The organism is Methanosarcina sp. (assembly GCF_028693135.1).
Taxonomy (GTDB): Archaea; Halobacteriota; Methanosarcinia; order Methanosarcinales; family Methanosarcinaceae; genus Methanosarcina.
Map to the genome: position 1 here is coordinate 31,025 of NZ_JAQUVZ010000002.1, position 13,308 is coordinate 44,332.

Sequence of the window (13,308 nt, forward strand, 5' to 3'; positions counted from 1 at the left end):
AACGTACGTTGCAGGGTAAAAGTACCTTTAAACTCCCTTTAACCGGGAGATTTTCCACTGGTTTCATCAGAATAAACTCTGCCAGGATTAAAAGTCCCATGTAAAAGGTTAAAAACTCTAATAAGGAAGAAATACGTTATAGGGAATCAAAAATCGGTTTCCTTACCTGAACGCTGGGTCGGGGACTTAAGCTCCTGAGCTTTCGGGGATATCCGCACAGGTTTGTAGCGCTTACTGACCAAAGCCTTTTTTGGGCATGCGGTGGTTTAGCAGACGATTCTGCGGATTTGAAATCCCTAAGGAAAAATGACCGGTATCTGACCGGGAAAATAGAAACAATATGGAACATAAATTAAGGCAAGGAGATACGGAATATGCAGATGGCACCACAGATGGGTTATGACAGGGCAATTACGGTTTTCAGTCCTGACGGAAGACTTTTCCAGGTAGAATATGCCCGCGAAGCGGTCAAGAGGGGAACAACAGCCGTAGGAATCAAGGCAGCTGATGGGGTAGTGCTGCTGGTTGATAAGCGAATAACAAGCAGGCTTGTGGAAGCCGCATCAATCGAAAAAATATTCCAGATTGACGACCATATAGGAGCCGCAACCTCAGGGCTCGTGGCAGACGCCCGTGCCCTTGTTGACAGGGCTCGTGTAGAAGCCCAGGTAAACAGGGTTTCTTATGACGAACTCATAGGTGTGGAGGTTATCTCCAAGAAAATCTGTGACCACAAGCAGACCTACACCCAGTACGGAGGAGTTCGCCCATACGGAACTGCACTCCTGATTGCCGGCGTAGATGACCAGAAACCAAGGCTCTTTGAGACCGACCCCAGCGGCGCTCTCCTCGAGTATAAGGCAACAGCCATCGGAGCAGGCAGAAATGCAGTTGTTGAGGTTTTTGAGGCCGACTACAGGGAAGATATGAATATTGAAGCTGCTATCCTCCTCGGGATGGATGCACTTTATAAAGCAGCTGAAGGCAAGTTCGATGCCGGAACCCTTGAAGTGGGTATTGTGTCCCTTCAGGACAAGAAATTCAGAAAACTGAGCCCTGAGGAAGTTGGGAACTACGTTCAGCAGATCCTTGAGAAAAACAAGGGAACTGAAAACAAAGAATAAAACCTATAAATATTTTAAGAACGAGTAATCAGAGAATCTCTGAATCTCAAACTTACATTTTAGAGAAGGTATTCGAAAATGGTGTCCCTGGACGAGGCAGTGACTGCCCGGCTTAAAAGAGGCAGCAAACATTTCGAAGTACTGGTCGAGCCCGAAGGGGCTCTGGCCTATAAGCGAGGAGAGGAAGTAAACCTCGAAGACGTTCTTGCAGTTGAAACTATCTTCGAAGATGCAAACAAAGGGGATCGGGCAGCAGAGTCCGATATAATCAACTCTTTTGAAACAACCGACCCCTTTGAAATTGCTGCCGTGATTCTGAAAAGCGGAGAGCTTCAGCTTACCGCTGATCAGAGAAAACGAATGCTTGAAGAGAAAAAGAAAAAGGTTATCTATACCATTTCCAGAAATGCTATAAACCCTCAGACTAGAGCGCCCCACCCTCCCGCAAGAATAGAAAGAGCGATGGAAGAGGCGAAGGTGCACATAGACCCTTTAAAAAGCGTAGATCAGCTGGTAGCTATTACAATGAAAGCCATTCGCCCGCTTATCCCAATACGCTTTGAAGAAATCAATATTGCTGTGAAAATCCCTCCCGAATATGCTCCCAAAGCATACGGAGATATTTCCAAAGCCGGAAGCATTACGAAAGAAGAATGGCAGCGTGACGGCTCATGGGTTGCAGTAGTGCGGATTCCTGCGGGAGTCCAGACTGATTTTTACGCTCTTATAAATCATCTCACGAAGGGAGAGGCTCAGACGAAACTTTTATAAGAGGATGTTGGATGGATAAAAAAATAGTGATCCCTGGTGACCTGTTATCCGAGGACATGAAAAAAGCCGGATACGGGACGTATATCAAGAACAACAAGATCTATTCTTCGTTTTGTGGTATTGAAAACCTCAAAGAGGATAAAGTTGGAGTGATCCCACTTGCGGGAGCTTATATCCCCTCAGTGAATGATGTGGTGATAGGGATCGTTATTGTGGTTACTCCATCCAACTGGATACTGAATATTGCAGCTCCTTATGATGGTCTGCTCCATGTATCCGAATATCCGAGAAGAGTCGAATCCCGAGATATGCCTGAAATTATGAACGTAGGCGACTCTGCAATCCTCAGGGTAAAAGATGTAGACAGCTCCATGAAAATAGAGCTTGCCCTGAGGGATCCGAGTCTTCAGAAACTCAAAACAGGCCAGATTGTTGAAGTTGAGCCTGTAAAAGTCCCCCGTGTAATAGGACACGGCGGTTCCATGATCTCCATGCTGAAGAAAGAGACAAACTGCAGCATTTTCGTAGGCCAGAACGGCAGAATATGGATCGATGGAAAGGACGAGGATGTAGAGCTTTTGAGTAAGGCTCTCCGGAAAATCGAAGTTGAAGCCCAGCGTTCCGGATTGACAGACCGGATCTACAATTTTTTGAAAAATGAACGGATTAGACAGAAAGAGTCCAAGCCTGTTACGTTTTTTCAAAATGAGAAGAAAGGTGCGACTGCAGGAAAGGACGATCACTCCGAAGATATATACAGGAAGATCGATGTACTGCTGGACCCGACGAATTAAATTCCGGATAGAGTCAAGAAGATTTTAGGTAAGCTTCTCTAGAGTATTTTGGTTTAGGAGTTGTTTGGAGATTAAAGTATGAGTGATAAACCTGATAAATTAATCACTGACGATGGGCTGCGCCTTGACGGGAGACGTGCGGATGAGATAAGGCCCATGAAAATTGAGATCGGCGTACTTTCGCGAGCCGACGGTTCATGTTATCTTGAATGGGGCAGGAATAAGATCCTGGTAGGTGTATTCGGACCCAGGGAAGCTCATCCCCGCCGCAGCCAGCGCGCAGATTCGGCAGTTATCCGTTACAGGTATAATATGGCATCATTCTCCGTGGAAGACCGTGCCCGTCCGGGACACAGTAGGCGGAGCATCGAAATCTCAAAGGTTTCCAGGGAAGCTTTCGAACCTGTGATTATGGCTGAGCTGTTTCCGAAGACAGCAATTGATATTTTTGTGGAAGTGCTTCAGGCGGATGCAGGGACAAGGACAGCAGCAATTAATGCTTCAAGTATAGCTCTTGCAGATGCCGGAATTCCCATGAAGGGCCTTGTTACCTCATGTGCTTTTGGAAAGGTTGACGGGCAGATTGTACTTGACCTTAATAAGGATGAGGACAACTACGGAGAAGCTGACTTCCCTGTAGCAATGACCCAGGACGGGGAAATCACTCTTGTCCAGATGGACGGGCACCTTACTCCGGAAGAGATTAAGAAAGGTATGGAGCTCGTAAAGAAAGGGTGCAAGGAGATCCTTGAAATCCAGCAGGCCGTCCTTAGAAAGAAGTTTGAGACTCCTGTTGAGGATACGGTGAAAGAAGCTGCAGGAACTGAAAAGGAAGGCGAAAAAAAAGAGCCCATATCCTCCCTCGAGTATGCTTCGGAAGCAGCAGCAGTCGAAGAGGTTTCGAAGGAAACTGCAGAATTTGGAGCAGAGGCGTTAGAAGACCCATCTGCAACTGAGATCCTTTCCGGAGAGGTAATCCCTGACTTCGAAGAAGAGATCGAAGAGGAAGAAGAAGAGGAAGAAGAAGAAGAAGAAGAAGAAGAAGAGGAAGAAGAAGAGGAAGAAGAAGAAGAGGAAGAAGAAGATTTAGAGGAAAATTTAGGAGAAGACCTCAAAGAAGAGGAATTTGAAGAGGAAGCTCTTGAAGAAGAAGAGGAAGCTCTTGAAGAAGAAGAGGAAGCTCTTGAAGAAGAAGAGGAAGCTCTTGAAGAAGAAGAGGAATTTGAAGCCTCTGTTGAAGGTACTCCTGAAATCAAAGAGTTTGACGAAATTGAAGCCAGACTTGAGAAAGAAGCTGCTTCCATAGAATCTGAAGAGGAAATTGGGCTCGAGTCTGAAGCTGAGAAATTAGCCGAAGAAGAACCTTCCCTTGAAAAAGAAGCCGAAATTGAGGAAACCTTTGCTTCAGAAGCAACTATTGAGCCTGAAACAGAGGTAGAACCTGAGGAAGCTTCTACTGAAGCAGTAGAGGCTGAAGAAGAGCCTGAAGAAGAAAAATCCGAAGGTCCCTGGAAGGTAGTAAAAGACCCCTCTGAAGCCGGAAACAGAGGTGAAAAAGATGAGTGAAATTATAGCCACACTTAAGAAGGACTATATTTACAGCCTGATGGTCAAAGGAAAGCGCCAGGACTGGCGCGGGTTTAAAGATTTCAGGGATATCAAGCTCGAAACAAACATAATTTCCAAAGCCGAAGGTTCTGCAAAGGTTACCCTCGGGAACACCCAGGTTCTTGCAGGTGTGAAGCTTCAGAAAGGAACTCCGTTTCCAGACTCTCACGATGAAGGAGTGATTATTACCAACCTTGAGCTTAATCCGATAGCTTCTCCCGAATATGAGCCTGGGCCTCCAAGAGAAGATGCAATCGAAATGGCAAGGGTCGTTGACAGGGGAATCCGGGAATCAGGCGCAATTGATATAAAGAAGCTTTGCATAACGGTGGGAGAATCCGTATGGATTATCTATATAGACATCCATGTCCTGAACAATGATGGAAATATCATTGATGCATCCTGTCTTGCTGCAATTGCAGCCCTTATGACCACAGTTGTTCCGAACGAACAACTGGGACTGGGTGAGAACGTGCCCCTTGCAATGAAAGAAATGCCTGTTGGTATAACTCTTGCCAAGGTAGGCTCAAAACTGATGGTTGACCCCTCCCTTGACGAGGAGGCAGTTTGCGAAACAAAACTGACCATCGTTTCCAGTTCGGACGGATCTGTTTCAGGCATGCAGAAAATGGGTTCTACCCCTCTTACCGAGGCAGAGCTGTTCGAGGCAATAGACCTGGCAATAGAAAAGGCAGCCGAACTCAGGGAACTTTACCTGAAAGGGCTTGCAAAAAGTGAATAAATCAGGCAGGATTAATTAAATATAAATATTAAATGCCAGTATTACGGTCTAAGTGCACGTCTTAAGGTGATAGTAAAACCCGGGTCTCGGGCTAACCAGCCCATAGATCGGTTCAGGGTACTATCACTTTTAAGTTAATACATTTTAAGGAGTTATAACGATGGCAAAAAAATTCACTAAGAAAGGAAGAATTTCCAGATCTGCAGGCAGGTTTGGTCCCAGGTACGGGAGAAAAGACAGAAAGCTTGTCGCAGACCTGGAAGAACGCATGCGAGCTCCGCATGTCTGCTCCAAATGTGCCCGCCCTACCGTCAAAAGGATAGGAACCGGGATCTGGAAATGCAGCAAGTGTGGACACACCTTCGCTGGCGGGACCTATATCCCCTCCACAAGCGTTGGTCAGACCCTGCTGCGCACCATGAAGAACCTTGCTGAGGCAAAGTAAACAAATAATTTTCAGGAATGTGAGGTTGTATGGGTTACAAGTGCACTCGATGTAAACAGAAAGTGGAAATTGACTACGAGTACACAGGCATCAGGTGCCCGTATTGCGGACACCGGATCCTGGTAAAAGAGCGTCCTACAACCATCAAACGCATCAAGGCCGAGTAAGAAGTATGTTAATTACTTCTTCTCGTAAACCTTCTGCAAAGACCCGGACGCTTTGTAAGCTTCTTTCACGCTTTATTGCCGGCAGGAGTATTTCCCGTGGCAAGATGGGCATGCAGGAGCTTCTGGAGTTTGCAGAAGGCGGCCCTTTCATAGTTGTAGGAGAGTACCACGGAAACCCCGGGGAACTCAGCTTTTATGACGATGCAGGGAAGCTTCTTTTTTCCCTCAGGTTTTCGGACTGGTATTCTAAGGAAATCGATTCTTACTGGTTTCCAGATGTTGAACCGGGTATTGCAGGCCAGGGAGAGATTGCGGACGCATTTGAGTCTTTTTTCCATTTTAACAGGGTCGAAAGTGATAAGGTCGATCAGCTCCCTCCCCATTCCACACTGATGGCGGCAGGAGAAAATGAGGTCGATTTCATGGGCAGCGGAAAGTCCCTTTTTAAGTTAACTGTCAAAGGTTTCAAAAAGTACTGACCGGACACCCTTTTTCCAACCCTTTTTTCTGAAGTTCTGGAATTTCAGGCTATTTCAGACTATTTCAGGAATTTCAGACTATTTTAAGGACTAAATATTAAAATCAACTTTCTTGATTCCGGACCCGGATTGAAGAGTTAAGTTTTCAGAATAAACCTTTTAAAGATAAAGTTAGAATCCAGACCCAGTTTAAGGGTTAAGATTTTTAGACCCGGATTTTTCCCAGGAGGAGTTCTTTGAAACTTTCCGCAGAGTTTACATTTGAAACCGAAACTGCCGAAAAGATATATCAGGCTGTCCTTCCAGAACTTAATGATAACTTCTCTGAAAGGTCAAGAATAGGGATGTACCTTGAAGGTGCATATAACCTTGTACTTACGGTTAAAGCCGACGATGCAGTGTCCCTGCGTTCTGCCCTGAACACCTGGTTCAGGCTTATCCAGATCGCGCAGGAAGTCCTTGAAGTCACATCTGAAGCCTAACCGACTAACGACCGATCAGCGCTCAATCAGCCACATCACACTTCTGGTGAGCATATACCGTGGAAATTATCAGGCCACAGGTACAGGCAGGGATATACCTGCAACTACTTTTTATGCTTGGGGACCTCAAAAAAATAAGTGTGCAAATCAGGGACCTGAAATATATGGTTGCAGGGTTGTGTAGATTTTCTACTAAACATAATTAAATATTTATTAATGTATAATTAGATTCATTCTAATTTTTATATATAAATTAAAGAGTTAAATTGAAATAATAAGTGTTACAATATTATAAAATTGTTTTTAATGTCACTCTACATTTATATACTAATTCCCCCTTTTTAATGTAAATACTATTGCTCTTTAGCTTCTTTTTATCGATGGCTTTTGGGGTGTTTGGGATAGATATTAGTAAAAAACTTTTTATAATAACAGTATTATTTTTTGCCGTATTCACTGCTACATTTATGTTTACCTACAACGTACAACTTTCTAATTTTTTGAATCTTGAACAGGCAGACACATTGAGGAATGTTGGAAGAATACAAAATGTAGTTTCTACCGAACAAAATTATCTTGATAACATGGTTCAGGACTGGGCATGCTGGGACGATACTTATCGTTTTATCGATGATCAAAACCAGGAGTATATAGACGCAAACCTTCAGAACGAGACTCTTGCAGGACTCAAAGTCAATGTTATGCTTTTTATAAATGATACAGGATCACTTGTTTATGAGAAATCGATAGATCTTGAAACAGGAGAGGAAAAGCCGGTTCCGGAAGAGCTTATTGAACTGATAGAAAGCGGTACTTTTTCCACAAAATCAGAAGATGACGATATAAGCGGCTGTATTTTGGTCGATGAAAACCCCATGTTTATTTCCTGCCATCCGATCCTTACGACAGGATATGAGGGGCCTGTGAAGGGCACTTTAATTTTTGGGAGATACTTTGACAGTGATCTTCTTGATTATTTCAGCGAAATTGCATGCACTTCACTTTTGATGTATAGGGTCGATAAAGATATGCCTGCCGATTTTCAAGCAAAATTTCAAAATTTTTCAGAGTTCCCGGACAAGACTGTTGTCGAACCCTTTAGCGAAGAGATAATGACAGGGTATTTTGAGTTAATGGATATTTCAGGCCAGCCTGCCCTTATTATGAGAGCTGATTTCCCAAGAGACCTCTATTTGAACAGCGAAAAAACCCTGAATTCTATGTATTTTTTCCTTTTGCTAACCGGGATTGTGACAGGGGTCGGAGTTAAATTTGCACTTGACAGTTTCTTCGTTTCGAGACTGGTTGAGATTGACAATTTCGTTACAAGAGTCAGGTCGGAAAAAGATCTTTCAAAAAGATTGCCTCTCAAAGACAACGATGAACTCTATCGCCTGTCAAGAGAAATAAACGGGATGCTGAATGAAATCGACCTGGTACAACAGGAATTAAAGGCTCAGGAACGTGAAAAGAAGGTTCTGCTCGATTCTTTAAACGAGCTGGTTATTTTCGTAAACCCTCAACTTAATATCATCTGGGCAAACAAAGCTGCTCTTGAATATATGCATGTGGACCTTGAGAAAGCAATAGGAAGACGCCTTAACCCTACTCTGGGAATAACCAGCCCCCTGGTTGAGCACCTGCACCTTGAAGAGATTTTTATATCAGAAAATAAGGCATCAGGAGAATTTACTGCAGAGGACGGAAACTCCTGGTTTATCCAGGCAATCCCGGTAACTGACGATAACGGCAAGATCGTAGGCGTCCTGGAGACCTGCAGAAACATTACTGGAAAGAAAGCAGTAGAAAAACTTTATCAGGAAAAACAAATAGCAGAAATTGCAAACCGTGCCAAGAGCGAGTTCCTGGCAAATGTGAGCCATGAACTGAGGACCCCGCTGAACTCAATCATAGGGTTCTCAGACCTGCTGTATGAACAGGTGTATGGGGAGTTGAATGAAAAGCAATTAAAGTATACAGACAACATTTCAAAGAGTGGGAGGAATCTTCTGAGCCTTATCAATGACATTCTGGACCTTTCTAAAGTAGAAGCCGGAAAAGTGGAGCTTGATTATAAGGAGTTTGAACTTGCTAATAAGCTCAACACGATAATAAATTTCCTGTCTCCAGTAGCATACCGGAAAAATATTCAAATTGAAATCGATATGGATAGCAAGCTTACAAGCATCCGTGCGGATGAAGCCAGGTTTGCCCAGATAATGTACAACCTCATTGATAACGCTATCAAGTTCTCCCATGAAAACAGCTCTGTAAAAATAGGGGCAAGAATAAAAGGAGACCTGGTAGAAATAACGGTTAAAGATACGGGAATCGGGATCAAAGCTGAAGACCAGCACAAACTCTTCAAGCCCTTCAGCCAGGTAGATTCCTTTTCCTCAAAAACATACCAGGGGACGGGGCTTGGCCTTTTTTTAGTTAAGGAGATTGTCCACCTGCATGGAGGGGATGTCTGGTTCAGGAGCAGCTCGGGCGAGGGGAGTACCTTTGCTTTCACAATTCCGATAAACGATGATAAAAGATGGGATGATGATGCTAAGCTAAATAAGAAGTAATTATTCAGCCTGTAAAAACCAGTTGATTGATATTGATTTTGACAAACCCGAAACGTCTGATTACTAACTGGTAAGAAATGACAAAACGCAATCAATAGCCAACAGTAACAAAAGTATCAAAGCCTCTAGATGAAATCAAAATGTCAGCAAATCTCTTAACTTTCACTTTGAATCTGTATTCTGAATCTCCCCGGAATTCTTTTGTGCTGTAGAAAGAAGTTAGAGAGTTTAAATATTCAAATACATCCTGACAACTAGCCAGATAATGAACCATACAATAGCTGAGAGCAAATTCTTCCTGAATTCTGTTTCCATGTATCTAAAAACGCCCTATTCATATTTAATTTTTTGTCTATGTATACGAAATATTCAGCCTTCCGTTAGTCTTAATATAAAATATTTCGAAATATTACATAGACAGGTTATCATAATCAAGAGACTGTTTTTCTTGGAAAACCGATTTTTAGAATATGAAGATCTGTTGAAAAAATCCATGGTTATGAATATTTATGAAAATAAAACTTTGTAAAATAATATATGTATAGATTTGGAAGATCGCTCGCGGCAATTAAGAAGATTGTGCTATTTTAGAAATGGCATCGTAAGGAGCAAAATCCCGGAAAATAACTATATTTTCCTATTCAACAATTTAAAAACAGGGGCAAATGACTTATCAATATGGACCCGTCTCAAGCCTTTCTTTCAGGCTACGGCTTCATAGACGCTGTGGTTATCACCAGCATAAGAATCATAGATGTGCTGGAAAACGGTATTGCATTTCTCTTCATAAGCTATTACCCCGTATGAGTCGGGCAACCCTCTATCCAGTTCATCTTCGATTTCTTTTTTGACTGCGGCGATTGCCTGCTGCTTTTTTCGCCAATCCAGAACCAGCTTTTCAGCTTTTAACGTGGCAAGCAGTTCTTTTGCAACTTTCCTTACCTGGCTCTTCTCTTTTTCGTTCAGATCAGGTTTTTTAAGTTTATCGAAAAGGGAGAGTTCTTCCTCACTCAAACTTTCTATGATTGCCCTTTCATCCTCTTGTTTTAACTCTTTTGCAAATTCGATCAATTCTTTATAGTGATAATCTACATTTGCAGAACCTGAATTATACGCCTCTATAAGCGTTTCGAATTTCTTCTGGTAGTCAAGACGACTGCTATTTAGTCGAACCATTTCTTTTAATTTGTAAGAGATCAGGTTTTTCAACCACTCAAACTCGGTGTTCTTATGCTGCTGGTCGAACCTGTCTGCCAGAGTATCGAAGTCGATATCTTTAAGGGCAAATATTCTGCCTTTTTTTGACTCCTCGATAATGTATTCTTTAGATTCGATCGATTTATCAAGGACTCTCTGGATACTGTCCCTTATTTTTGAGATATCAACTTCAGGATCAAGAGAACGAATTTCTTTTACCAGCTCTTCATAAAGAGTTATTTGTGAAAGAAACTCCGAAGTTCGTTTATGGGGAAGTATGGATTTATAAATTTTTAAGGCAGCTCCAGCTTCGGTTAAAAATTTCTTCTTTGTTGATTCATTTTTAAGAATTGCATCAGTGGCATCTTTTAAGAGCCTTATCTTTTCAAAACCCGTTTTTGTTTTAAGGATCTTTTTGGAAGCTACAGAGAGCCCGGACAGGAATTTATTTATTTCTTTTATCTTCTGTTCAAGAGTTTCCAGAAGTTCCTCTTTGGGTTTTATCGGGGCCTCAATTCCGCCTGATTTGGGGGAGGCGTATATTTTCAGGGCATGTTCAAGATTTTCGAATATGCCGACGTAATCAACAATGAAACCTCCGGTCTTTTCTCCAAAGACCCTGTTAGCCCTGGCAATTGTTTGCATGAGGCTGTGGCCTCTCATGGGCCTGTCAAGGTAAATCGTTGAAAGTGCAGGGACATCGAAGCCTTCTCTCCATTTGCTGCATACGAAAACAATTTTAAGGCTGCTCTTTGAGTCCTTGAAAATTTCTTCGAGGTCTTCCTCAATCATTCTTTTTCTGTGCGGCCTGATATCCAGCTTATTTTCTTCAAACTTCTTTACCTCATTCTGCCCCTGGCTGACAACAACAGCCATGTCTACGCCTTCAAATTCGGAAATCAGTTTTTCCAGAACTTTAGCTTCCTCACCTTCGGTTGTAGCTTTTTTCCGCTCCTTGAGTTCATTGATATACATGTTCCAGTATTTTTGGACTTTATCGTACATCTTTACCGTTGTGAGCTTATCGATGGATACGACAAGAGCTTTTCCGGCATAGCCCCGGGTAACATAATGTTCCACAATGTCTTTTGCAATCTTTTCCAGGCGGTCTTCCCTTACGATGACATTGTATTCGTTTGCAAACTCTGTGGCAAGTTTGGACTCTTCTTCATCATCAAGGCCGGCTTTTTCAATTTCTCCGTAAATATCATCATTGAAATTCTCGTTTTTCAACTGGACTTCAAGCACACGATTTTCATAATAGAGAGGAACAGTTGCCCCGTCTTCTATGGAGTGCATGAAGTTGTAGATGCTCACATAGTCCCCGAATGTGTCCCTTGTCTTTTCTTCTCCCACTATTAACGGCGTGCCGGTAAAGCCGATGAAACCCGCATTCGGGAGAGCATCCTTCATGTTCTGGGCGAGGGTATCATACTGGGTCCTGTGGGCTTCGTCCGCAATTATTATGATGTCATCCCTGTCCGAAAGCAAAGGATGTTTTACGCCTTTTTTTGTCCCGAATTTGTGGATCAGAGTGAAAACCAGCCTGTGGTCTTCAGTAAGCAGCTGCTTGAGATGTCCCCCACTTCTGGCCTGCACGCCTACTTCGCTTATTACGCCTGCGTTCTGGAAGTTCTGGTAGATCTGCTCGTCAAGTTCTTCCCTATCAGTCACGACAACAAAGGTATAGTTGCCCGGGAATTTCCGCAGGATTTTTTGTGCAAAAAAGATCATGGAATAGCTTTTTCCCGAACCCTGAGTGTGCCAGAAGACTCCTATTTTCCCTTCGTTTTCTTTGCGTTTCTTGAAGGATTCTATGGCATTGTTGACCCCAAGATACTGATGATTTTTGGAAATGATCTTTACAGGGTGCCCTTCGCTGCTTGAAAAAAGAGTGAAATTTTCGAGAATATCAAGGAAGCGGCTTTTTTCGCAGCTGCCTGTAATCATTGTGTCCAACAGGGAGTCGCCAGGTTCTTTTTCGTCGCTGACCCGTTTCCATTCCCCAAAGTGTTCAAACCCACTTGTAATGGTGCCGATTTTTGATTCCCTACCATTGGAAAGGATTATGAAAGCATTGTACCAGAAAAGCTGAGGAATTGTGTCTTTATAGTCAGTCAGGTTATCGTCATATGCCTCTTTGACCCTTCTGCCAGTAGCTTTTACTTCGATGAAAATCAGAGGAATTCCGTTTACAAAACCTAAAAGGTCAGTCCTCCGGGTATGCATCTCTCCTGTAATCCAGAACTGGGATGCTAAAAAGAAGTCATTATTTTTGGGGTTGTCGAAATCAATAATTTTAACTGTCTGGTCTTCAATTTCCCCTTTTTCATTCCGGACTTTGACCTTGACCCCGTTTTTGATTAACGAATAAACTTCCTGATTTGCTTTTACAGGGCTCAACCTGCTCCTGTCCTTTGCCAGTTCCTCGATTGCCCGCTCTTCAGCTTCACCGCAAATGTCAGGATTAAGCTTTTTGATTGCCTCACTGAGCTTCCGGAGAAGCAGCACTTCTGATTTTGTTTTCCTGCCCAGGGTCCCTTTCCCGTCAAGCCCGAATTTTTCGTGGAAACAGTTCTGATGAAGGTATCCCAGTTTTTCGAATTCCAGAATTGCGGACTTTTCTACGAGAGAGTCTTCACTGTAATCGGAATCTGTTTCAGAATATTCTTCTGGAATTGTGATCTGGTCTGCTAGAGTAACTTTTTGCATCCTATCATCTTTTTTTCCAGCTCCGTTTCGGGCAAGTTCCACGCTGGAGAGTATATATTAAAAAATATATTCAAGTCTGTTATCATCCTTTAGATTACTCTCTTATTTAAATTATATTGATTTGAGGTTTCAAATCTAAAAAAAGTATAAGCCTGAGCATGAAAAATGAAGGATGATGGATGAAAAATGAAGAATGAAGCATAAAATGTCAAAC

Annotated in this window: 11 protein-coding genes; 10 read left to right on the forward strand and 1 reads right to left on the reverse strand. The window is 42.7% G+C overall.

Features of this window, described 5'->3' with window-relative positions; genetic code table 11:
* Positions 1–374 precede the first annotated feature (374 nt).
* The 10 genes from psmA (at position 375) to PHF18_RS01300 (ending at position 9,185) form a co-directional block, all read left to right on the forward strand.
* Complete coding sequence (gene psmA, locus PHF18_RS01255) at positions 375–1,124, forward strand: archaeal proteasome endopeptidase complex subunit alpha (RefSeq protein WP_300097360.1); 750 nt, start codon at positions 375–377, stop codon at positions 1,122–1,124.
* A 78-nt stretch (positions 1,125–1,202) separates the two neighbouring features.
* A complete protein-coding gene (locus PHF18_RS01260; protein WP_300097361.1) occupies positions 1,203–1,895 on the forward strand; it encodes a ribosome assembly factor SBDS in 693 nt (230 codons plus the stop codon).
* Positions 1,896–1,906: 11 nt separating this feature from the next.
* Entirely contained in the window at positions 1,907–2,689 is a 783-nt protein-coding gene (rrp4, locus tag PHF18_RS01265) for an exosome complex RNA-binding protein Rrp4 (RefSeq protein WP_300097363.1), read from the forward strand.
* 78 nt (positions 2,690–2,767) lie between these two features.
* A complete protein-coding gene (rrp41, locus tag PHF18_RS01270; RefSeq protein ID WP_300097364.1) occupies positions 2,768–4,255 on the forward strand; it encodes an exosome complex exonuclease Rrp41 in 1,488 nt (495 codons plus the stop codon).
* Positions 4,239–5,039 carry an exosome complex protein Rrp42 gene (gene rrp42 / locus PHF18_RS01275; RefSeq protein ID WP_300097366.1) on the forward strand — a complete coding sequence of 267 codons (801 nt, stop codon included), beginning with the start codon at positions 4,239–4,241 and terminating at the stop codon, positions 5,037–5,039. The genes rrp41 and rrp42 overlap by 17 nt, the downstream gene beginning before the upstream one ends.
* A gap of 160 nt (positions 5,040–5,199) precedes the next feature.
* Positions 5,200–5,484 carry a 50S ribosomal protein L37ae gene (locus tag PHF18_RS01280; RefSeq protein ID WP_048131910.1) on the forward strand — a complete coding sequence of 95 codons (285 nt, stop codon included), beginning with the start codon at positions 5,200–5,202 and terminating at the stop codon, positions 5,482–5,484.
* A 29-nt stretch (positions 5,485–5,513) separates the two neighbouring features.
* Entirely contained in the window at positions 5,514–5,651 is a 138-nt protein-coding gene (locus PHF18_RS01285) for a DNA-directed RNA polymerase subunit P (RefSeq protein WP_011021777.1), read from the forward strand.
* A 5-nt stretch (positions 5,652–5,656) separates the two neighbouring features.
* Positions 5,657–6,130 (forward strand): rRNA maturation protein, encoded by a 474-nt coding sequence (locus PHF18_RS01290; protein WP_300097380.1) that lies wholly within the window; start codon positions 5,657–5,659, stop codon positions 6,128–6,130.
* Positions 6,131–6,366: 236 nt separating this feature from the next.
* A complete protein-coding gene (locus PHF18_RS01295; RefSeq protein ID WP_300097382.1) occupies positions 6,367–6,612 on the forward strand; it encodes a KEOPS complex subunit Pcc1 in 246 nt (81 codons plus the stop codon).
* 380 nt (positions 6,613–6,992) lie between these two features.
* Complete coding sequence (locus tag PHF18_RS01300; RefSeq protein WP_300097384.1) at positions 6,993–9,185, forward strand: CHASE4 domain-containing protein; 2,193 nt, start codon at positions 6,993–6,995, stop codon at positions 9,183–9,185.
* A 702-nt stretch (positions 9,186–9,887) separates the two neighbouring features.
* Here the strand turns inward: PHF18_RS01300 and PHF18_RS01305 are convergent.
* On the reverse strand, positions 9,888–13,136 hold the full coding sequence (locus PHF18_RS01305; RefSeq protein WP_300097386.1) for a type I restriction endonuclease subunit R: 3,249 nt from the start codon (positions 13,134–13,136) through the stop codon (positions 9,888–9,890).
* Between the last annotated feature and the right edge of the window lie 172 nt (positions 13,137–13,308).

What these genes read in the sequence shown, in the direction of transcription:
- psmA (WP_300097360.1), top strand. Translation starts at nt 375, where the DNA reads ATGCAGATGGCACCACAGATGGGTTATGACAGGGCAATTACGGTTTTC.
- PHF18_RS01260 (WP_300097361.1), top strand. Translation starts at nt 1,203, where the DNA reads ATGGTGTCCCTGGACGAGGCAGTGACTGCCCGGCTTAAAAGAGGCAGC.
- rrp4 (WP_300097363.1), top strand. Translation starts at nt 1,907, where the DNA reads ATGGATAAAAAAATAGTGATCCCTGGTGACCTGTTATCCGAGGACATG.
- rrp41 (WP_300097364.1), top strand. Translation starts at nt 2,768, where the DNA reads ATGAGTGATAAACCTGATAAATTAATCACTGACGATGGGCTGCGCCTT.
- PHF18_RS01280 (WP_048131910.1), top strand. Translation starts at nt 5,200, where the DNA reads ATGGCAAAAAAATTCACTAAGAAAGGAAGAATTTCCAGATCTGCAGGC.
- PHF18_RS01285 (WP_011021777.1), top strand. Translation starts at nt 5,514, where the DNA reads ATGGGTTACAAGTGCACTCGATGTAAACAGAAAGTGGAAATTGACTAC.
- PHF18_RS01290 (WP_300097380.1), top strand. Translation starts at nt 5,657, where the DNA reads ATGTTAATTACTTCTTCTCGTAAACCTTCTGCAAAGACCCGGACGCTT.
- PHF18_RS01300 (WP_300097384.1), top strand. Translation starts at nt 6,993, where the DNA reads ATGGCTTTTGGGGTGTTTGGGATAGATATTAGTAAAAAACTTTTTATA.